Source organism: Flavobacterium sp. TAB 87, from assembly GCF_001529295.1.
Lineage (GTDB): Bacteria > Bacteroidota > Bacteroidia > Flavobacteriales > Flavobacteriaceae > Flavobacterium.
In genome coordinates this window covers 409,696-430,931 of record NZ_LLWK01000038.1, presented here as the reverse complement: position 1 = coordinate 430,931, position 21,236 = coordinate 409,696, and the positions used below count along the sequence as shown (strand labels likewise).

17 protein-coding genes are annotated in these 21,236 nt (G+C 34.5%); 5 read left to right on the top strand and 12 right to left on the bottom strand.

The annotated features are described in order from the left end of the window. Positions 1-200 precede the first annotated feature (200 nt). Entirely contained in the window at positions 201-1,178 is a 978-nt protein-coding gene (gene trpS, locus AP058_RS14025; RefSeq protein WP_066312200.1) for a tryptophan--tRNA ligase, read from the top strand. Positions 1,179-1,281: 103 nt separating this feature from the next. Here the strand turns inward: trpS and dprA are convergent, their stop codons facing one another. Beyond that, positions 1,282-2,382, bottom strand: a complete 1,101-nt coding sequence (gene dprA, locus AP058_RS14020; RefSeq protein ID WP_066312198.1) for a DNA-processing protein DprA — start codon at positions 2,380-2,382, stop codon at positions 1,282-1,284. Between the two features lie 264 nt (positions 2,383-2,646). Here dprA and AP058_RS14015 point away from each other — a divergent pair, with 264 nt between their 5' ends. Beyond that, on the top strand, positions 2,647-3,606 hold the full coding sequence (locus AP058_RS14015) for an SPOR domain-containing protein (RefSeq protein WP_066312195.1): 960 nt from the start codon (positions 2,647-2,649) through the stop codon (positions 3,604-3,606). Positions 3,607-3,627: 21 nt separating this feature from the next. Then, positions 3,628-4,065 carry a hypothetical protein gene (locus AP058_RS14010; protein WP_066312193.1) on the top strand — a complete coding sequence of 146 codons (438 nt, stop codon included), beginning with the start codon at positions 3,628-3,630 and terminating at the stop codon, positions 4,063-4,065. Between the two features lie 32 nt (positions 4,066-4,097). Here AP058_RS14010 and AP058_RS14005 read toward each other — a convergent pair whose 3' ends face one another. The 6 genes from AP058_RS14005 to AP058_RS13980 form a co-directional block, all read right to left on the bottom strand. Then, positions 4,098-6,371, bottom strand: a complete 2,274-nt coding sequence (locus AP058_RS14005; protein WP_066312186.1) for a helix-turn-helix domain-containing protein — start codon at positions 6,369-6,371, stop codon at positions 4,098-4,100. Positions 6,372-6,516: 145 nt separating this feature from the next. Further along, positions 6,517-7,104, bottom strand: coding sequence for an OmpH family outer membrane protein (locus AP058_RS14000; RefSeq protein ID WP_066312184.1), 588 nt, complete (start codon positions 7,102-7,104; stop codon positions 6,517-6,519). Positions 7,105-7,351: 247 nt separating this feature from the next. Continuing rightward, the gene (locus AP058_RS13995) at positions 7,352-8,200 is read right to left on the bottom strand and encodes a bifunctional 2-polyprenyl-6-hydroxyphenol methylase/3-demethylubiquinol 3-O-methyltransferase UbiG (protein ID WP_066312182.1); all 849 of its coding nucleotides are present in this window, start codon (positions 8,198-8,200) and stop codon (positions 7,352-7,354) included. A 270-nt stretch (positions 8,201-8,470) separates the two neighbouring features. After that, complete coding sequence (mnmG, locus tag AP058_RS13990; protein ID WP_066312180.1) at positions 8,471-10,342, bottom strand: tRNA uridine-5-carboxymethylaminomethyl(34) synthesis enzyme MnmG; 1,872 nt, start codon at positions 10,340-10,342, stop codon at positions 8,471-8,473. Between the two features lie 199 nt (positions 10,343-10,541). Next, positions 10,542-10,961, bottom strand: coding sequence for an rRNA maturation RNase YbeY (ybeY, locus tag AP058_RS13985; RefSeq protein ID WP_066312177.1), 420 nt, complete (start codon positions 10,959-10,961; stop codon positions 10,542-10,544). Continuing rightward, positions 10,958-14,260 carry an ATP-binding protein gene (locus tag AP058_RS13980; RefSeq protein ID WP_066312175.1) on the bottom strand — a complete coding sequence of 1,101 codons (3,303 nt, stop codon included), beginning with the start codon at positions 14,258-14,260 and terminating at the stop codon, positions 10,958-10,960. The genes ybeY and AP058_RS13980 overlap by 4 nt, the downstream gene beginning before the upstream one ends. A gap of 163 nt (positions 14,261-14,423) precedes the next feature. Here AP058_RS13980 and gltX point away from each other — a divergent pair, with 163 nt between their 5' ends. Continuing rightward, positions 14,424-15,935 (top strand): glutamate--tRNA ligase, encoded by a 1,512-nt coding sequence (gltX, locus tag AP058_RS13975; RefSeq protein ID WP_066312173.1) that lies wholly within the window; start codon positions 14,424-14,426, stop codon positions 15,933-15,935. Between the two features lie 139 nt (positions 15,936-16,074). Then, complete coding sequence (locus tag AP058_RS13970) at positions 16,075-17,076, top strand: SPFH domain-containing protein (RefSeq protein WP_066312172.1); 1,002 nt, start codon at positions 16,075-16,077, stop codon at positions 17,074-17,076. Between the two features lie 19 nt (positions 17,077-17,095). Here the strand turns inward: AP058_RS13970 and AP058_RS13965 are convergent, their stop codons facing one another. The 5 genes from AP058_RS13965 to AP058_RS13945 form a co-directional block, all read right to left on the bottom strand. Then, on the bottom strand, positions 17,096-17,347 hold the full coding sequence (locus AP058_RS13965) for a DUF6327 family protein (protein WP_066312170.1): 252 nt from the start codon (positions 17,345-17,347) through the stop codon (positions 17,096-17,098). 3 nt (positions 17,348-17,350) lie between these two features. Then, a complete protein-coding gene (locus AP058_RS13960) occupies positions 17,351-17,701 on the bottom strand; it encodes a phage holin family protein (RefSeq protein ID WP_066312168.1) in 351 nt (116 codons plus the stop codon). A gap of 131 nt (positions 17,702-17,832) precedes the next feature. Continuing rightward, positions 17,833-18,162, bottom strand: a complete 330-nt coding sequence (locus AP058_RS13955) for a YtxH domain-containing protein (protein ID WP_066312166.1) — start codon at positions 18,160-18,162, stop codon at positions 17,833-17,835. Between the two features lie 100 nt (positions 18,163-18,262). After that, a complete protein-coding gene (locus AP058_RS13950) occupies positions 18,263-18,544 on the bottom strand; it encodes a YtxH domain-containing protein (protein WP_066312159.1) in 282 nt (93 codons plus the stop codon). A gap of 479 nt (positions 18,545-19,023) precedes the next feature. Continuing rightward, positions 19,024-21,138, bottom strand: coding sequence for a glutamine--tRNA ligase/YqeY domain fusion protein (locus AP058_RS13945; protein WP_066312152.1), 2,115 nt, complete (start codon positions 21,136-21,138; stop codon positions 19,024-19,026). Between the last annotated feature and the right edge of the window lie 98 nt (positions 21,139-21,236).

The window sequence follows — 21,236 nt, the reverse complement described above, 5'->3', positions numbered from 1 at the left end:
ATATAGTTTTTAATGTTGAAATACGTTCTGACTTCTTGTTCTAAAGTTACTTACAAAAAAAATCTGTAAGCCAAGATCAATTTTACAAGGCTCAAATGTAATAAAAGAGCGGTGGTATTTAGTAAATTAATTCAGTTTCCAAAAACTTTTACGAAATTTGAAAAAAACTTTGCGAACTTCGCAGATCAGAAAAAATTATAATGGCAAAAATACTTACGGGCGTACAAAGTACGGGAACGCCACATTTAGGCAACTTATTGGGAGCAATTATTCCGGCAATCGAATTATCGAACAATCCAGACAATACTTCTTTTTTGTTTATCGCTGATTTACATTCCATTACACAAATAAAAGACGGCAAAACGCTGCGTGAAAATACCTTTAGCGTAGCCGCAACTTGGCTGGCTTTTGGTTTGGATATTGACCGAGTAACTTTCTACAGACAATCAGATGTTCCTCAAACGGCCGAATTAACGTGGTATTTAAGCTGTTTTTTTCCGTTTCAACGTTTAACGCTTGCTCATTCCTTCAAAGATAAAGCAGATCGCTTAGACGACGTTAATGCAGGCTTGTTTTCATATCCGATGTTAATGGCTGCTGATATCTTGTTGTACGACGCCGAATTAGTACCCGTTGGAAAAGACCAATTGCAACATTTAGAAATTACACGCGATGTAGCTTCTCGTTTCAACCATCAAATGGGAGAAACTTTTGTCATTCCTGAAGCAAAAATTCAGGAAGACAGCATGTTGATTCCCGGAACCAACGGCGGAAAAATGAGTAAATCGGCCAATAATTTCATCAATATATTTGTGGATGACAAGACGTTGCGCAAACAAGTAATGGGAATTGAAACCGACAGTACCCCTTTGGAAGATCCTAAAAACCCGGATACTTGTAATGCTTTTGCTATTTATTCGTTACTAGCCACAGCGTCGCAAATTGCTGAAATGCGAGCGAATTATTTGGGTGGAAATTACGGTTACGGTCACGCTAAACAAGCTTTGTTTGAATTAATATGCGAAAAGTTTAAAACTGAAAGAGAAAAATACACCTACTACATGAACAACCTTGATGAAGTTGATGTTTTGTTAAAAAGAGGTGCTGAAAAAGCCGCGATTGTAGCAAATGGCGTTTTACACCGCGTGCGTGTTAAATTAGGATTTGAAACCAACTAAGAATAATTACATAGTATATAATTTTCCCTTTTTGAGTCCTAACTTTAAAAGGGATTTTTTTTTACAGTTCCGCAATTATTCAAAAAATGAATAACATCCAATCTTAAATTGCTTCAAATAATTTTCCTGGCAGCGGTCGAATGACACCTTTGAGTTCCATATTGACTAAAATACCCGCTATTTTATAAACAGGCAACTCGCATTGTAACGCAATGACATCTAACAATTCTTTGCCTTTTTGAAGTAAGTAATCATAAATTCTTTGTTCTTCGGGTTCCAATTCTACAAACAACTGTTTTTGAATAGGTTTGCTCTTTTCTTGAATATCCCAATTGAGCATGTACACCAAATCGGCTGCCGAAGTTAAGAGATTGGCTTTTTGAGTTTTAATTAAATTGTTACATCCCAAACTGAATTTATCTGTAACACGCCCTGGAACGGCAAACACATCTCGGTTGTAATCGTTGGCTAAATTGGCTGTTATGAGCGAACCTCCTTTTTCGGCCGATTCTATAACTACTGTTGCTTCTGAGATTCCAGCTACGATTCGGTTGCGGCGCACAAAATTTTCTTTATCGGGATTCGATGAACTCCAAAATTCAGTCAAAAATCCACCATTTTCCTCCATCTTAGCTACATACCTTTTGTGCACTTTCGGATAAACCTGATTGAGACCGTGTGCTAAAACCCCAATAGTTTGCAAACCGAACTCCATCGCTAGTTGGTGTGCGACGATGTCAACTCCATAGGCAAATCCACTTACGATTATCGGATTCAATGGTGCCAAATCTTCGATTAATTTTTTACAAAAATCGGTACCATAACTTGTAATTTGTCTGGTGCCAACAATACTTATTATTTTACGATTGCTAAAGTCCAAATTGCCCGATGCAAAAAGCAAAACAGGAGCATCAATGCAATGCTTCAGTCGTTCGGGATAGCTGTCTTCTTTAAAAAAAGAAACTGCAATATTATTTTTACGAATATAATCAAGCTCTTTTTGAGCCTTTTCAAAAACAGAAGTCTCTTTTAAATTGTTTACTAAAAAAGAACCTACGCCATCAATAGCAGCAAGATGGTTTCTTTTCGTTTCGAAAACAGCTTTAGCAGTACCACAATGCTGCAACAATTTTTTAGCCATTATGTCGCCTATACCATCTACACGAAGTAAAGCCAACGTATAATACAATTCTTCTTCTGTCATAAAAATCAGTTTACTTTATGCCTTATTATTTACTTAAAAATTCCGTCAAACTAAATCAAAATTAAATCTTCTAACAAATAAATTGGCAATTATTTACGTAAATTCTTATAAAAATATTAATTATGCTCTTGTTTATCTTTACTTTTCAACAACTTCTAAATATTCAACTTATTGAGCTTGAATTGTCTATAAAATTAACTGAATTGTTAATAAAAATTGTGAATAAAATTTTGATAACTATTCTTCTTGCCTAACTTTGTTACTATGAAAATTGAACAATACATCTCTCAGTTATTATATCGTTATCAGTGCGTAACGGTTCCTGGATTCGGCGCTTTTTTAACCGAAATTCAATCGGCACAGCTTAATGAAAGCTCGAATTCGTTTTTTCCTCCAAAAAAGACGATCTCGTTTAACGGTTACTTAAAAAATAACGATGGATTGTTAGCCAATCACATTGCTCAGGCAGAAAAAACTTCTTATGATTACGCCGTAAGCGCTATTGGTCATGAGGTTTTGTCTTGGAAGAAAGAATTGGAACAAAATGGAACTTTATTTATAAAAAATATCGGTGAATTGCGTTTGAATGCAGATCACAATATCATTTTTACGCCAAGCGATCAACACAATTATTTGACCAGTTCTTTTGGTTTGAGTCCGTTTGTTTCCCCTTTGGTGCAAAGAGAGGTCTTTGAACAAAGAATAGCTACTTTAGAACCAACGATTACAGAAACTGAAGTTATTGAATATTTTTCTGAAGAAACTAGTAGATCTGGCTCTTTCTTAAAATACGCTGCCATTTTTGTTTTAGGTCTTGCCGTTGCTGGAGGTATTGGTTACCCAATGTATCAAAACCAAATTGCATCACAAACTGTTGTGGTTGAAAATGCGGTTCAAAAACAAGTTCAAAATAAGATTCAAGAAGCAACTTTCTTTATTAAAAATCCAATGCCAGCAGTTACTTTAACTGTCGCAGAGAAAGAAGAAAGCAAGTCGTATCATATTGTTGCAGGTGCTTTTAGAAGTGAAAGAGGTGCTCAAAAATTATACACCATTTTGATTAAAAATGGTTTTGAAAATGCCAAATGCATCGAAATGAACAAGTACGGATTGTATCCCGTTTTGTACGCAAGTTACGCGACAATGCAGGAAGCAGAACGTGCACAACGTGAAATTCATAAAGCAGAAAATCCTGAGGCTTGGATTTTAATTGAAAATCTATAATAACATTTAATACCTAAAATTATGTGTGCAAAATTAAATGCTTTTATTGTTGCTTGCTTTTTAGTTATTTCGATTCCTTCTTCTGCTCAAAAGGTTGATGCTGCTAATCCCGAAAATACCGCGATTGATCAAAAAAGAGAGCAAGCAAAAAAAATGGAATCGTACCAGAATAAATTTAAAGCAGAAAAGTCTGGTTTTGCAAAGCGAGAAAAGGAAATTAAAAAGCACGAAAAAAGTTTAAAAAGTGCACAAAAAAGTATCGACAAAACGTACAAAAAGATTGAAAAAGAGCAAAAAAAGAATGAGAAATTACTTTTAAGAATTAGTACCAATTCTGATCTTGAAAAAATTCAAAAACTTAAGATAAGCTCTAAGAAATCGGAACTTGAAATTGAAAAATTAAAGTTGAAAGTACTCGAACAACAGAATGATTTAGAGAAAATTGCTAAACGTTTTTAATACAAAATCCGATTCGAAAGAATCGGATTTTTTTATGCATTCATACTGGCTTTAAACATCTTGAGTTCAAACCAACTGAATTGATCTCCGTGTTTTTCTTTCAATCCACCCAACGATTCTTCTTGATAAAATTTAAAAGCTTCTCCTATCTCTAGAATCTTAGCTGCTGGCAAAATTTCGGAAATTTGAATTGATTTGGATTGAATTAGTTTGACTATATGTAATTCTATTGTTTCTATCGTTAGTTTTCTTGCTTCGGCGATTGCTTCAATTGAAATTTTCTCTTTCCACAAATCGAACGTTTCTTCCACCGTGGATTTTTTAACTGTTTTTTCTTTAGCTTTAGCAGAAGTATAACGAATTACTGGCTCATCTTCTTGCAATAAATCGGCATTTTCGATTTTGAATTTCTCTCGAATTGCAGTTGTTTTTCTAGCTAAATAGCTTTTAATTTCAGAAGAAGTCAAGTTCTCTTTCGAAATAGTTTCACCAGCAACAACAATCTCAATTAGCAATTTGGCTTTCATCAAACGCAAGATAGCTTTGGTTTGCAACTCCTCTAGAAAAGCCAATTCATCATAAAAAGCTTTGACTTTTTTCTTTCTTTGAATTTCTTCAATTTTATACAACAGCTCATATACTAAATTATCTAGCGCATCGAAGAAATAAACATAGGCTGCAGTCATTCTATCAGCCACGTAAATTAAATCTACAGTCTCCTGGCTGAACACCCGATTCAACTGCACTATGAATTTTCGAGCAGGTTCTACCAGCCCCTCCATGACTAGGAATTGCTTTTTCGCCCAATCTTCATGCTTGCCTTTTTCAGAACTTTCAGACTTTTCTTGATAGCTGTATAAATGATTCCTCCATTCTTGCGTCAAATTTGCCCAATCAAAACTGACTGCCAAATAGTTATGAATAAAATTCTTAGTTTCAAAATGCAACGAATGTTCTAAAACTGCAGTTGATGCTTTATGTTCGGCGTAAGCCATCACATCTAGATCATTTGAAATTCCATTCATTCGCAACGGAGAGAGTAAAATAAGCCCTTCTAAAGAACGTAAACGTGAAAAAGCAACATACGCTTGTCCAGGTAAAAAAACTTGCGATACATCAAGCGCAGCTTTGTCGAAAGTTAAGCCTTGACTTTTGTGCACCGTAATTGCCCACGCCAATTTAATTGGATAATGCACATACGTTCCTAAGACTTCCTCTTCTACTTCCTTCGTTAACGCATTGACCGTGTACCTAATATTCTGCCACTCGTATCTTTCGACCTCAATGGTTTTATTTTCTTCTGGAAAATGAACCATAATTTCGGCACTAGAAAGCGACTTTACGATTCCCATTTTTCCATTAAAATAATTCTTCTCAAACGACGTATCGTTCTTTACAAACATTACCTGAGCACCTACTTTTAGCTGCAACGTACCTTCGACTGGATATATTTTCTCCGGAAATTCGTCTACAATACTTGCAAAATAAGCTGTTGCCTTTCCTTTTAAGTCGGTTAATGATTTTTTATTGATCTCATCTGCCTTGGCATTGTGCGTGGTAAGCGTAATGTATCCTTCGTTTTTCTTTAAATCAAAATCAGGTTGCACATACTTGTTGAGCACTGCAATATCAGTAGCTGTAATTTCATTATTTCGAAGATTATTTAAAATCGAAATAAAATGATCGTCCGTTTGTCTAAAAATCTTATCCAATTCTATGTATAAAGGCGGATATTGTTGCACAACATGCGAATGAAAAAAGAATTTTCCTCTGTAATAATTTCTCAGCGTACGCCATTCTTCGTCCCTAATTACGGGTGGTAATTGTAGTAAATCGCCAATAAATAACACTTGAACTCCGCCAAAAGGTCGTGCACTTTTTCGAACGGTTTGCAGCATAAAATTCATAGCGTCTAACAAATCAGCACGCAACATACTCACTTCGTCTATGACAAGTAGTTCCATGTTTCGAATTACTGCACGTTTTACGTTATTCATTTTAAAATGACGTCGTAAAGTTTCCTTACTTTCAAATTTTACGTTTTCGGTAAAAAGAGATTCTGCTTGCGCCGTTGGAATAAAGCCAGAGAAAGGCAGCTGAAACATCGAGTGAATAGTTACTCCGCCAGCATTTAAGGCCGCAATTCCTGTTGGAGCCACCACTACTGTGTTCTTGTGCGTTGTGGCTATAATTTCCCGCAGCAGCGTCGTTTTACCGGTTCCTGCTTTTCCAGTAAGAAATATGGAGCGCTGTGTTTGATTGATAAACTGCAACGTATAAGAAGCTGCTTGAGAGAGATCTTGCATTTGGCGTGTAAATTAAAAACCGAAAGTTACTAAATAAAGCATCATTTAAAAATAGCTTCAATCGACTGCTGGGCTAAATCTAAATAAAAAAAGCCTAAATCTTTTACAGATTTAGGCTTTTTAGCTTACAGTTATTTGAACTTAATTATTTTTTTGTAGCAGTAGAATCTTTTGCTTTATCGTCCGCTTTTGATTCTAATTTTTCACCCGCTTTATAATTCTCATTCAATTGTTTAATAATTTCTTTTGTAATGTCGTATTTATCTTCTGCATATAAAACAGTCGCTGCATCACCAGTTCCATAAATATAAGAATATCCATTTTTTTTACCGTAACCTTTAATGAATTTTTTTACACCACTTACTAATGAATCCATTTCGGCACCACTTTCTTGTTGCAACTGTTGCGCCAATTGTTGTTGCGCGTATCCTAATTGTTGTTCTCTTTTTTGAAGTTCAGTTCCTCTTTTCTGAGCCCACTCTTGACCGTTTGCTTGTGCTTGACTTTGAAAACTTGCAGCATCTTGTTTGAATCGATTTATTTCTGCTTGTAATTGTCTTCCTTTTTCTTCTGCTTGAGTTTTGTATTTTGATTCCAAATCTTTGGCTTCTGTATATTCTTTCATTAAAAGCGAAGTGTCTACGTAAGCTGTTTTTACTTCCTTAACTTCTGCTGGTTTGTTACACGCTATAACTGAAATCGAAAGTGCGATAATTACTAATGCTTTTTTCATTTTGATAATTTCTTGTTTTTATAGTATTGATGACAAAAATATAAAAAAATAGATAGCCTCAACATAAAGTTTGAAAAATGCTACAATTTTTATGCTATTAGTTTTTGCTATTGAAATTCGTAATCTGATCATTAATATTTATTAATATTGACGCGTTCCCGTTCGTTTTAAGCTATTTTCAGAAACGGTCAAGGTGTTTTCTAATTACAACCCTAAAAACAGCCTAAAATTAACGTCAAAATCGATTCTACTGGTTTTTCAAGACATAAATGTGCGAAGAATACTCTCCACTTTCTTTTGCTTTCCAATTCGACTTCAATCCGATCTTTACGGCATTCCAATAATTCATTTTGCCACTTTTATATTTTTCTGAAAGTAAGCTTACATAAAACGAATCAAATTTCATTGGCAACACTTTTTCTAATTTCATTTCTACTTTAGAAAAAAGTTTTGAAATGGCTGTTTTTGAAAAATGCCAAAAATGAATTGGCACATCGTATGCTGCCCAATATTCTTTGTAATGTTTTGCATCGTAGGATTTAAAATTTGGAACAGCAATAAGTAATGTTCCGCTTGGTTTTAACAACCGTTTCAATTCTTGAATTTGTAAATCTAAATCGGGTACATGTTCTAAAACATGCCACATAGTAATTACATCAAAAGAATTATTTTCTAAGCTTTTTATCTGTTCCACGAAAGTGATTCCTTTTCCAATAGCAATTTTCTTTGCTCTTGGGCTTGGCTCCACTCCTACCGTTTGCCAACCATTTTCTTTTGCAACTAATAAAAAATCACCCGTGCCCGCACCGATATCTAAAAGCAATCCTTTTTGTGGTTGCTCCGTATTTATCAGACTCAATTTATTTTTTAGCGCAATACCCTTTACCAAATGATATGCTTTTTCAAAAAGAGATCGTTTGTTATCGGTGTGCGAAATGTAATCTTCACTTTCGTAATATTTACTCAAGACATTTTCGTTTGGTTGTGGCGAGGTAATCAGCATGTCTAAATTCGCATCGTAATGCAAATCGAACAGCTCTTGTGATACCGAGTGATCTTTTACCGTAAGGAACTTTTTTTTATCAGATAGATTCATTGATCTAAATTAGCATTTTGAGGTTAAGTACAATTAAACCCTAAACGTGAAAATTCACATTTAGGGCTTTGTTTTTTTGATGTTACACAGGTGTTGCTATTATTTTAAAAAATAGTTTCACGTGGAACAATTTTAATAAGTATCAGTGTTTTTGATAATGACCGCGACCAGTTCCAATAGTAATAAAATTTTGAAAGAATTAATTTCACAGCTTCAAAAAAGTAGCAAATGAACGCTAAAGAACCAAACTTTTAAAACGGATGACTTTAATTATCTTCCCATATAAATTAGTAACACTGAAATATCACTTGGTGAAACACCACTAATTCGCGAGGCTTGCGAAATAGTTACCGGACGAATCTTTTTTAGTTTTTGCTTTGCTTCAATGGACATGGATTTAATTTTATCGTAGTCAAAATTCTCAGGAATCTTTACTTCTTCAAGGCGAGTTAACTTATCCGCATTATTTCTTTCCTTTTCAATATAACCCGAATACTTCACCTGAATTTCTGCTTGCTCTAAAATCTCCTGATCCAAATTGTGAGTTGTCACATATTCTTGAACCTTTTCGAATTTCAAAATATCTTCCAATTCCATTTGTGGACGAGAAAAAACTTTAAACATCTTATCTCCTTGTGAAATTAAAGCGGAACCTTTGGCCTCCAAAATAGGATTGGTTTCGGCAACAGAAATACTCGTTTCTCTGAAGAAAGAAACCATATTTTCAGATTGTTTTAATTTGTGTTCCATTCTTCTCAATCGCGCTTCCGAAGCCAAGCCAATTTCATAAGACATCGGCGTCAATCTAAAATCGGCATTGTCTTGACGAAGCAATGTTCTGTACTCTGCTCGTGAAGTAAACATTCGATACGGCTCTTCGGTTCCTTTGGTTATTAAATCATCAATTAAAACTCCGATATACGCTTCGTCTCGTTTTAATATAAAAGGAGCCTTTTCATTAATTTTCAAGTGTGCATTTATTCCTGCCATTAAACCTTGAGAAGCGGCTTCTTCATATCCCGTCGTTCCATTAATTTGCCCTGCAAAATACAAGCCTTCCACTAATTTAGTTTCCAACGTATGTTTCAATTGCGTCGGCGGAAAATAATCGTACTCGATCGCATATCCTGGTCTTAGAAATTTTACTTTCTCAAAACCAACCACGGAGCTCAATGCTTTAAATTGAATGTCTTCTGGCAGCGAAGTCGAAAATCCATTCACATATACTTCGCAGGTCTTCCAACCTTCAGGTTCCACAAACAACTGATGCCTTTCTTTATCCGCAAAACGATTTATCTTATCTTCAATCGACGGGCAATACCTTGGACCAATACTTTTGATACGACCGTTGAACATTGGCGAACGGTCAAAACCTTTTCTTAAAATATCATGAACATCTAAAGACGTATAGGTCATGTGACACGATCTTTGTTGCTCCAAAGGTTTGGTCAAATCAGAATAAGAGAATTTTTGCGGTACAGCATCTCCTTTTTCTTCATTCATTTTTGAGTAGTCTAAAGAACGACCATCTACTCGAGGCGGCGTTCCCGTTTTCATTCGACCCGATTCAAAACCAGCTTCAACCAAATCTTCGGTAATTCCGTATGCTGCACTTTCACCAGCACGTCCTCCACCAAATTGCTTTTCTCCAATATGAATCAACCCATTTAAGAAAGTACCATTGGTCAAGACCACCGATTTAGACCGAATCTCTAAACCCAACGAAGTTCGAATTCCTTTTATTTTTCCACCTTCAATAATAAGACCTTTTACCATTTCTTGATAAAAATCCAAATTAGGCGTTGCTTCCAACATCAAGCGCCACTCTTCGGCAAATCGCATGCGATCACTTTGAACACGAGGCGACCACATTGCAGGACCTTTGGACTTGTTCAACATTTTAAATTGAATAGCTGTGCGGTCTGAAACAATTCCGGAATACCCGCCAAGGGCGTCAATCTCTCTAACTATTTGTCCTTTGGCAATTCCACCCATTGCAGGATTACACGACATCTGCGCAATGTTCTGTAAGCTCATTGTTACCAATAAAGTTTTAGAACCTAAATTTGCCGCCGCCGCCGCAGCTTCCGATCCAGCGTGTCCTGCACCAACTACAATTACATCATATTCTTCTAAAAACATATTGTTTTTCTCTATTATATAGAAGCGCTGTCGCAAAAACAGTCTTCAAATTAAATTAATACTAACTTGTTCCACGTGGAACAGTATTTATTACAAAGTCAATCTTTACAAATTGTTCCACGTGAAACAAAACTTTTTATAAAACCAATATTGAAATGATGTTTCACGTGGAACAGTAAAAGGGAAAGGGGGTAATTAACTACAGTTCCACGTGGAACATTGCTATTTTCTCGTCTTCTTTCTTTCGCATTGAAACAGCTTCTTCTTCTGATTTATCTTTGTAGCCGCAATAATGTAGAATTCCGTGTGCTAAAACTCGCAGTAATTCCTCTGCAAACAAAACATTAAAATCAGTTGCGTTATCTTGTACTCTTTCAACCGAAACAAATATATCTCCGTTCAACTCATTGCCTACCGAATAATCAAAACTGATAATATCCGTTAAGGTATCGTGGTTTAAATATTCAAGATTGATTTTGTGCAAGTACTCGTCATCGCAAAAAACATAACTAATCTCTCCTTCCTTCTTGTTTTCCGAAGCTATAATAGCTGAGATCCATTTTTCATAAACAGATTCATCGCTTAATGTAAAGTCGGTTTCGTAATTAAAATTGATCATTTTTTATTAAAATATTCTTGAACTTTTTGATTAAAATTCGACTGCAAAGGTAGTGATTGTCTGTTTAATATTTCTACGCTATTTAAATAATCTAAAAGTGAGGCAGGCAAAGCTTGAGCAGGATTTCTGAATTCAGATTTATTGGTGTTCGCATTCCTTTTTGAATCCTCTCCTTGTTGCTGTATAGCATTGTCCAATTTTAACAATTCTTGCTGAATATTTAATACTCTGTGCAAATTCTCATTCTTAAAACCTTTGTTTAATAATTGCTTCTCTAGCTGTTTCATCTGCTCCACCGCATTCTGCCCATTGGGATTAATGCCTTGCTTGGCCAACTCCTTTTGCAATGCCTCTCTCAATTCAACTTGCTGTTTGTAAATTTCCATGATTGCTTCTGCATCTCCTTCACCATCTCCACCTTCTCCTTTTTGCTTTCCATCTTTAGACTTGCCGTTTTTCTCTCCTCCATTTGCAGCACCGTCCTTGCCTTCTTGTGTCCCTTGTTTGAGTTTTTCTCCAAGTCCTTTCTGTTTCTTAATAATATCTGGCAACTGCATACCACCATCGCCTTGCCCAGGTTTTGGTTTGCCCTCTACTGAACCTGACATTTGATTTTGCATGTTACTTAACAAATCACTTAAAAAATCCGCAAGTCTATTTGATGCAGAAACTGCATATTGCTGGTGCGAAACTCCCTTAGGAACTTGCACCTCTACTAAAGACTCTAATGCGTTATCAATATTATATTGCACATAGCCTATTTCCTTCGTCACTTCTTCAGCAACTTTAGGATTCCGTAAAGACAAAGCAAACAAACTATCATCCACATGCCTGAACTGTTGTTCGAGGTTTTGCTGCACTTTTATATTTCTATTGTAAGCAGACGAACCCAGTTTCATTCCTTTAAACTGTAACATGACCGATTCTTGAGATAAAGAAAAAGCCAATAGGTTATCGAGCACCTGACGCAACATCGCAATATCTTCTTGCAATTGTTCTTGTTCACCACCCGCCATGCTTTCTTCCATTTTACTGCTCATTTCCTTCATCTTCTTTGCAGCACTTTTTTGTTTTTGTTTTGCCGAAGCCGTATTTTTCTTTTCTAATTCAGCAGATGCTTTTTGTAAATCACTATTTATTTCCTTTTCTTTCGTTCCATCTTTAGGCAAATCTAAAGGCGCCTTTAAAGAACCATTTTCCTTTTGAAGCGATTTTAATTCTTCTTGAATCTTCTCAAAGGCCTTATTAATTTCATTTTGCCTCTCAACAACATTCTCTTTGTCTTTGTTCGAAAGTTGTTCTTGCTTATTGGATAATTTACTCAATTGATCAGCCAACTGCTCTGCTTTTTTATTTACATAATAACGTTTAGTCAACTCTACCAATTGTTCCAAATTTCGGGATTGGTTTTTGCTCACTTGTTTGAACTTTTCTAACTTCTCAAACAAGTCTTGATTGTCTAACTTCTCATTTAAGTTTTTAAGTTCCTCCAATAATTTCTGATTTTTCTCAATGTCTTTATCGGCATTTTCCAATCGCTTTTGCAAATTTTCAATCCTTTCATCTTTTTTTGAATCCTTCATTTTATCCAAATTCTGATTCAACTTCTCCGCAAATTGCTTCATCATATCGTCTTGCTTTTCCTGACGTTTAATAAACTCATTTACTTTCTGCTGCTCTTTAAAGTCAAGATTGTCTTTCTTTTTACCAAGTTTTTCTAGTTTATCTAATTCAGAAAACTGTTTGTTTTGATTTTCTAATGATTTCTCCAAACCTTTAATCGTTGTATTTTGTTGTTCTAAATCAAGCTCACGTACTTCATCTGCGGTCGATACACGATCAGAAAAAACAGCGGACTTAGCACTTTTAAAATTATGTGGCGCATCATTGTCAAAAACCTCAAAATAATAATCATACGAAACACCACTTCGTACAGGTAAGTTACTCGGAAAAGAAAATACAAATTGATCATAAACAGCATTCTTTATTGCTAAATTTCCACGCTTCGCTGTCTGTGGTTTGCTTCTTTCGTAATAGACAATTTGTACTTTTGATACACCATAATCATCAGAAACCTGACCCAACAAATATCCTTTGTCCAGCCTTAAACTATCAGGTGCGGCGTTAATTTGTATGCTAGGAAACTGATCTTTTACTACCGAAAGCTGATAAGATAACTTTTCATAGTTTTTTATGGAGTTATTGGAAGTAACAATTTGATATTCTGCGTTTTGACTGATATTTTTAGCTAAAACAAAGCTATTATCAGATTTAGCGAAAGGAAAAGAAGCTTTACCGATTTCTAAATCAATACTTTGAGTTGATTGCGTATTCATTTTCCAAATCACACGGGTTCCTTCAGGAACAATGGCGTTCCCAGATCCTTTTACAATTTCAGATTTCCTACCTAAGTACAAAGGGAAATTTAAAATCATATCAAAATTAGCAATGGTAGGAACTGTTACTACTTTTAGCACATACCCATTCGACGCAATTGAATTTGCCTCAAAAATAAAATCAACATTCTCCTTCGGCTTCTCTATCTTAAATTCAAACCGACCTGGTTTAGAATTTTCCATGAAATAGGTCTCGGAACCGATTCGAATGCTCACATTTTCGGGAGCAATGTTTCCTTTAGTCTCCATCACAATAAGAAAGTCTTTGTGTTGTTCTGTTTGCAAATTTTTATTTAAAACTACGAACTCAAAAGGAGCTGGCGGCAGAAACACAGCATTAAAATGTACTACTCGATTCAGACTTTGCGAAACCACACCACTGTTTCCTGAAATGTAAAAAGCAAAAAGAATCAAAAGCGGAATCAAAGCTAACGGTAAATATTTCTTATTCGTTTTAAAATTTACTGCATTACTAAACGGCACTAATTGTAATGAATTTGCCTTCTGCTCAATAGAAGCCAATAATAGTTCGGACTGATCTGAATTATTTTCAGCAGAAGACAACTGTAAAAAATTAATTAACTTGTCATTTACCTCACTAAAATGATTTCCTATTATTATACTAGCTTCCTTATAATCGATTCCTTTTTTTAGTTTCAATAACTTAAAAATTGGAAATACTATAAATCGTACCAGCAGCAAAATTTCAACTACAACAAAAATCCAAAATAAAAAAGTACGAGCCGCTGGTTGTAGCCATAAAAAATACTCGACGAACACAGTCAATATTAAGTACAGCAATCCTAAGCCGATAAACAAAAGTATGCCTCGAATTAATTCATTGGTATAATATTTTTTTATAAAGTCTTCTAATTTTTGGTAAATCGAATGTGTCGAATTCAAAATAATTTGTACTTAAATTTATAACCCCTAAATGTAATAATTTTAATTCTATAAAAATTCATTGCAAAACGCACTAATTAGACAACAAGCCACTAATGATCTCGTACCAACGTTTCCCTCCTATTCTAATTAGAATTGTATCTTTGTAACAAAATTCTAAAAAATGTCTAAGCAAGTTCGTGTGCGTTTTGCACCTAGTCCAACAGGTCCTTTACATATTGGTGGTGTTCGTACTGCCCTATTCAATTATTTATTTGCCAAAAAAAATAATGGCGTATTCTACCTTAGAATCGAAGATACTGATCAAACCCGTTTTGTTCCTGGAGCTGAAGCTTATATTATGGAAGCGTTGGAATGGTTGGGAATTGCTCCTGATGAAACAGTTGGTAAAAACGAAAAATTTGGTCCGTATAGACAAAGTGATCGCAAGGCAATTTATCAAAATTACGCCGACGATTTGATTCAAAATGGTTGGGCCTATTATGCTTTTGATACTTCAGACGCTTTAGATGCGCACCGAAAACAACATGAAGCTGATGGTAAAACATTTATTTACAACCATCACAATCGTGAAAAATTAGATACTTCTTTAGTTGGTAGTAAAGAAGAAACTGCCGAAAGAATTGCCAATGGTGAACATTACGTTATTCGTTTTAAAACTCCAGTTAATGAAACGTTAGTGCTGCAAGATATTATTCGTGGAGAAGTAAGATTTGATACCAATCTTTTAGACGATAAAGTATTGTTTAAAAGCGACGGAATGCCAACGTATCATTTGGCAAATATTGTTGATGATCATTTAATGGAAACTTCGCACGTAATTCGCGGTGAAGAATGGTTGCCATCTATGCCCTTACACGTTCTGTTATACAGAGCATTTGGTTGGGAAGCTCCAGAATTTGCACATTTACCTTTAATATTAAAACCTGTCGGAAACGGAAAACTTTCAAAAAGAGACGGTGACAAACTAGGATTTCCTGTGTTTCCTTTAGAATGGAAAACCGAAGAAGGAGTATCATCAGGATACAGAGAAAAAGGATTTTTTCCGGAAGCAGTTATAAACTTCTTGGCCTTATTGGGTTGGAACGATGGAACAGATAAAGAATTATTTTCTTTAGAAGAACTAGTAGCCGCCTTCGACTTAAACAGAGTACATAAATCTGGAGCCAAATTTGATCCAGAAAAAAACAAATGGTTCAACCATCAACATTTGATGATGCAAAATGATACTGATTTAGCAGAAAATTTTGCTGGTATTTTAGAAACAAAAGAGCACACAAAATCGTATTCGTTTATAGAATTAACTCGCATCGTTTCTTTAATTAAAGAACGCGCTCATTTCGTCTCTGAATTTTGGGAGCTAAGTGACTTCTTTTTCCTTGCTCCAACTTCATACGATGAAAAAGCAACTAAAAATTGGAAAGAAGAAACTCCAAAATTAATGCACGATTTAATTTCTGTCTTGCATACAATCGAAGATTTTACCAGTCAAAATATCGAAACAATAGTAAAAGAATGGATGATTACTAACGAAATTGGAATGGGGAAAGTGATGCAACCATTTCGTTTAAGTTTAGTCGGAGCTTTAAAAGGTCCTCACCTATTTGACATTGTTGAAATAATTGGAAAAGAAGAAACTACCTCAAGAATTAAGAAAGCAATAGCAAGTTTATAACCTCCGTTAAAAAAAAATACAAAAGCCAAGAAATCTTTACATTAAGAAATCTTGGCTTTTTTTATAAAATGAATTTAATACGTAAAGAAGAAAGAATTTTCGTAATTTGACCTTTTCTAAAACCTAATTAAAAACAATTATGATTCCATTAATTATTATAGCATTTATTGCTTTCTTTATCTTGATGTCTTCGTTTTTTACAGTGAAGCAACAAACCAGTATTATTGTCGAACGTTTCGGAAAATTTCATAGCACCAGACAATCAGGATTGCATTTAAAAATTCCGATGATTGATAGAATTGCAGGACGCGTTAATTTAAAAATTCAACAATTGGATGTTGTCATTGAAACTAAAACAAAGGATAACGTATTTGTCAAACTAAAAGTTTCAGTTCAATTTATGGTGGTAAAAGATACCGTTTATGACGCATTTTACAAATTAGAGTATCCACACGACCAAATTACGTCTTATGTATTTGATGTTGTGCGTGCAGAAGTGCCAAAATTAAAATTAGATGATGTTTTTGAGAGAAAAGATGATATTGCAGTTGCAGTAAAGAGAGAATTGAACGAAGCAATGACTACGTATGGTTACAACATCATTAATACCTTGGTAACGGATATTGATCCAGACATTCAAGTTAAAAATGCGATGAATAGAATTAATGCAGCTGATAGAGAAAAAACGGTAGCTGAATTTGAGGCAGAAGCATCGAGAATTAGAATCGTTGCAAAGGCTAAAGCAGAAGCAGAAAGCAAACGTTTACAAGGACAAGGTATTGCAGATCAACGTCGTGAAATTGCAAGAGGATTAGTAGAAAGTGTAGATGTTTTAAATAAAGTAGGCATCAATTCACAGGAAGCTTCGGCTTTAATTGTTGTAACGCAACATTATGATACGTTGCAAGCAATTGGTGCGGACTCTAATTCTAACTTAATTTTGTTACCAAATTCACCACAAGCAGGAAGTGAAATGCTAAATAATATGGTCGCATCGTTTTCGGCATCCAACCAAGTGGGGGAAATGATGAAGAAAACTAATAGAAATAAACACGAAGAAAAACCTCGAGAAATTCAGCATGGTTATGATTATGATACTTCAGAAACGGATAAAGACGAAGACGAGGAACATAAAAAATAATAAAAAAGAGGCTATTAATTTAGCCTCTTTTTTTATTTATAAACCCACCTATAACATATGGTATTGCCATTTGTAGTAGTTTGCTGTAATTATTTGCAAAGTAATCAGTGTAGGAACTTAATAAATTTGACACTACATTTTGTGGTGACAAACTCTGTTTGGTTTGTTGCAAACTAAGAATTAACTTTTGATAACTAATTTCTTTTTGAAGTTTTAAAATTTCTAATTCATTTTCTATCTCTGCGTACGATGCATATTTTTTTACGTTCATAACTTAATCATTAAAAAAGATTTCTGAGAATTTTTCAATAATTGGTCCTTCCACCATTTTATCTTTTATAAAAAATAATAAAACACCTACTACCAAATACATCCCTCCTACTGATAGAAATCCAAAGGTGTAACTATCCAAGGCTGCGCTAATTGCAAATGCTAAAGCTACCGAAGCAAATACTAAGACCATAGAAAGACACAAACCAATTAAAACAAACTTAAAAATTAAAGTAGTTGATTTCATCGCAACTTTAAAACCCCACAATTTGTAATAGGCAAGATGACTTTCAAAATAAACTTTGGCTTGATCTTGAATAGTATCTGTATGCCCTTTTAAATCTTCAAAAGCCATAAATCCATTTTCTAAGGTTATTAACAAAACAAGCACAAAGTTCGCTAATTGTAGTTCAGTTTCCTTAATAAATCAAAGAAAATTAAACCTACAACAAGCGAACTTTGTGCTTTTGAATTATAGTTTAAGTATTAACGCTGTAATTTTGCGTTTTTAACCTTTAAATCGGCGAGTTTTGATTCTAAGAAAGAAATAACATCCTCAGTTTTATGACTCATATTCGAAAGTAAATCTTCATAAGTTTCTTCTGCGTCTTTTTTTGCAGTACTTAATTTTCCACGCAATGCTTCAGCGGTTGCTCCTAAAGTATCTTTTAAACTGTGCGCAGTATCATCATAACCCTCTTTCAAACGTTTTCTCGTTACTGTGCCCTTATCTGGTGCTAATAAAATTCCTACTGCTGCTCCTATTGCAGCACCTGCAACAAGCGCTAATACTGTTATTCCTGTATTTTTTGACATAATATTTAAGTTTTAAGTACCTAATAAAGGTAGGGAAAAATAACCATGAAAAAGTTGATTACTCAATCGTTAGCTAAAATTTAACAAGTATTATCTAGTTTTATATAAATAACGTATCGTCGTCCGTTTTGTAATTCATCGTGGATAGCAATTCGCTATAATTTGCTTTCGGATCCTGTTTAGCATAATTTAATTTTTCTTGTAAAGCTTGAGCGGTCGTTTGTAAATTTTCTTTTAATTTCTGAATTGAATCGTCTACACCTCCCTTTACGCGTTTCCTCGTAAGAGATCCTTTCTCTGGCGCTAGTAAAATTCCTATTCCAGCTCCAATTGCAGCGCCTGCAACAATAGCCAATAGTGCTATAGTATTATCTTTTGACATGATTTTAAAATTTAAGTACTTTATAAAGATACCTAAAATTCATTTGCAAAATTTTGAACGAAAAATCATTAGTACAACTTTAACAAGCCGTATTACTTTTTTAAAATAATTCCTTAAAATTTAAATTAGATCCTCGTTACTTTCAAAACTCCTTAAAATATTTTTCGTTCAAGTTGTTGGAAAACTGTTCAAGAAATATTCTAAAATTACTTTGAAATCTAAATATCTAAAATTTAAAGGGACAAGGCCTTCTATCTACGTTTAAATAAACACCAAACTGATTTTAAAAGCGCTAATTTGATCGAAAAACAATAGGCGTCAAATTATGCTTAGGTATTTTTAAAATGATCTTAAAACTCACATAGAACGGTCATTTATGATATATAACGTTTATTAAAATCTATTTTATGATAAGAAAAACATATTATAAAAAAAAAGCGCCCCGAAAGGCACTTTTGATAGATTCGATCTATTTACTACTAAATTAATTCTTCAACGATTAGAAGTTCTTCTTCCGTCGCTCCTTTTGGAGGATTCTCGTAAATAGTTTTAACATTCTTTATAACTTCAACTTTGATTGCTGTCGGAATTTGCAAATCTCTTAAATTTAACATTGCTTTAGACCGAACAAACGACGATTCACTTCGAAATGATAAAGCAAATAATTTTTCCAATTCCTCCGCATCAAAATCCGAAACTTGCAAAGAAGTATATTTCAATAAAAATTGATTAAATAACAGCGAACTTTTATTATTGTTGGTGTTTTTCTTGAACGCATTTTGCAGCAAACTAAAATTTGCAATCGTTTTAATATTTCCACCAATACTTTCTTCAATAGTCAACCGTTCTGCTTCGGTTGCTACTTTAAAATATTTGTTGATATCTTTCAACGAATTATTAATACTATTTTCTTCTTTTTTACCTTTCTCATCCCAAGCATCCTTTAAACCAACAGTTTTATTAAACACTAATTTACCATCAGTGGTATCCTTGTCAACAGTAAAATAACCCATTCTTTGAAACTGAAAATGAGTTCCAATTTTTGCTTCTTTCAAACTTGGCTCTACAAATCCTGTTGTAACTTCTAGTGAATTTGGATTGATAAATTCTAAGAAATTCTTCTCTTTGTGACTGTCTGGCGCTTCATCTAAAAACAAACGATCGTACAAACGAACTTCAGCAGGAATAGCATGTTTTACAGAAACCCAATGCAAAGTTCCAGATACTTTTCTTTGGCTTGCTTCTGTCCCACTTCCACTTTTAGAATCAGGATCATAAGTCGCAAAAATTTCAGTTATGTTTCCGCTTGCATCTTTGGCAACGCTTTCACCTTTAATCAAATAACCATTTTTAAGACGCACTTCTTTTCCAATAGTTAATCGAAAAAATTTAGCACTCGCTTCTTCCAAAAAGTCTTCTTTTTCAATGTACAATTCGCCTGAAAAAGGTACTTTTCTAAATCCAGCACTTTCATCTTCTTGGTTATTTTCGGCATCCAACCACTCCTCTGCTCCTGCCGGATAGTTGGTAATGGTTAATTTTATCGGATCTAAAACAGCCATTACACGAGGTGCAGTTTTGTTTAAATCTTCTCTCAAGCAAAAATCTAAAAGTGAAACATTTATAATATTTTCGCGCTTCGCAACACCAATAGTTTCACAAAATTTACGAATAGAATTGGCCGTATACCCTCTTCTTCTCAATCCTGAAATGGTTGGCATTCTAGGATCATCCCAGCCATTAACCACATTGTCTTGAACCAATTGCAACAACTTTCGTTTGCTCATTACAGTATAATTCAAATTCAAACGTGCAAACTCATATTGATGTGGACGCACTTTAGTATCGTCGTAAATTTGATCTAAAAACCAGTTGTAAAGTTCGCGATGCATCACAAATTCTAATGTGCATATTGAATGTGAAACACTTTCTATGTAATCGCTTTCCCCATGTGCAAAATCATACATTGGATAAATGCACCATTTATTTCCTGAACGATGGTGGTGGCGGTGTAAAACACGGTACATTAACGGATCGCGCATCAACATATTTGTTGATGTCATATCTATTTTAGCACGAAGAACATGACTTCCTTCTGGGAAATCACCATTTTTCATTGCTTCAAACAATTGTAAATTTTCTTCAATAGAACGGTTTCTATACGGTCCATCCACTCCTGGCTGCGTTGGTGTTCCTTTTTGAATGGCCATGTCTTCAGAAGATTGACTGTCGACATACGCTTTACCATTTTTAATCATTACCACAGCCCAATCATACAATTGCTGAAAGTAATCAGAAGCATATCGTTCTTCAGCCCATTTAAAGCCCAACCACTGTAGATCTTCCTTAATAGCATCAACATACTCTTGTTCCTCTTTGGCTGGATTGGTGTCATCAAAACGCAAGTTAACAGGCGCATTGTAACGCAATCCCAATCCAAAATTCAAGCATATCGATTTTGCATGGCCAATATGCAAGTATCCATTAGGTTCTGGTGGAAAACGAAAACGCAATTTATCTTGCGAAAAACCATTGCTTAAATTCTCTTCAATGATTTGTTCTATAAAATGAAGTGATTTCTCTTCTGCTGCCATAATTTTGTATAATTTTAGCAAAGATAAAAAAAAGCAGCAAGCTTTAAAGCTAAAACTAGCTTGTTAACCTTTGAAAATTCAACGTAAAATTCAATTCA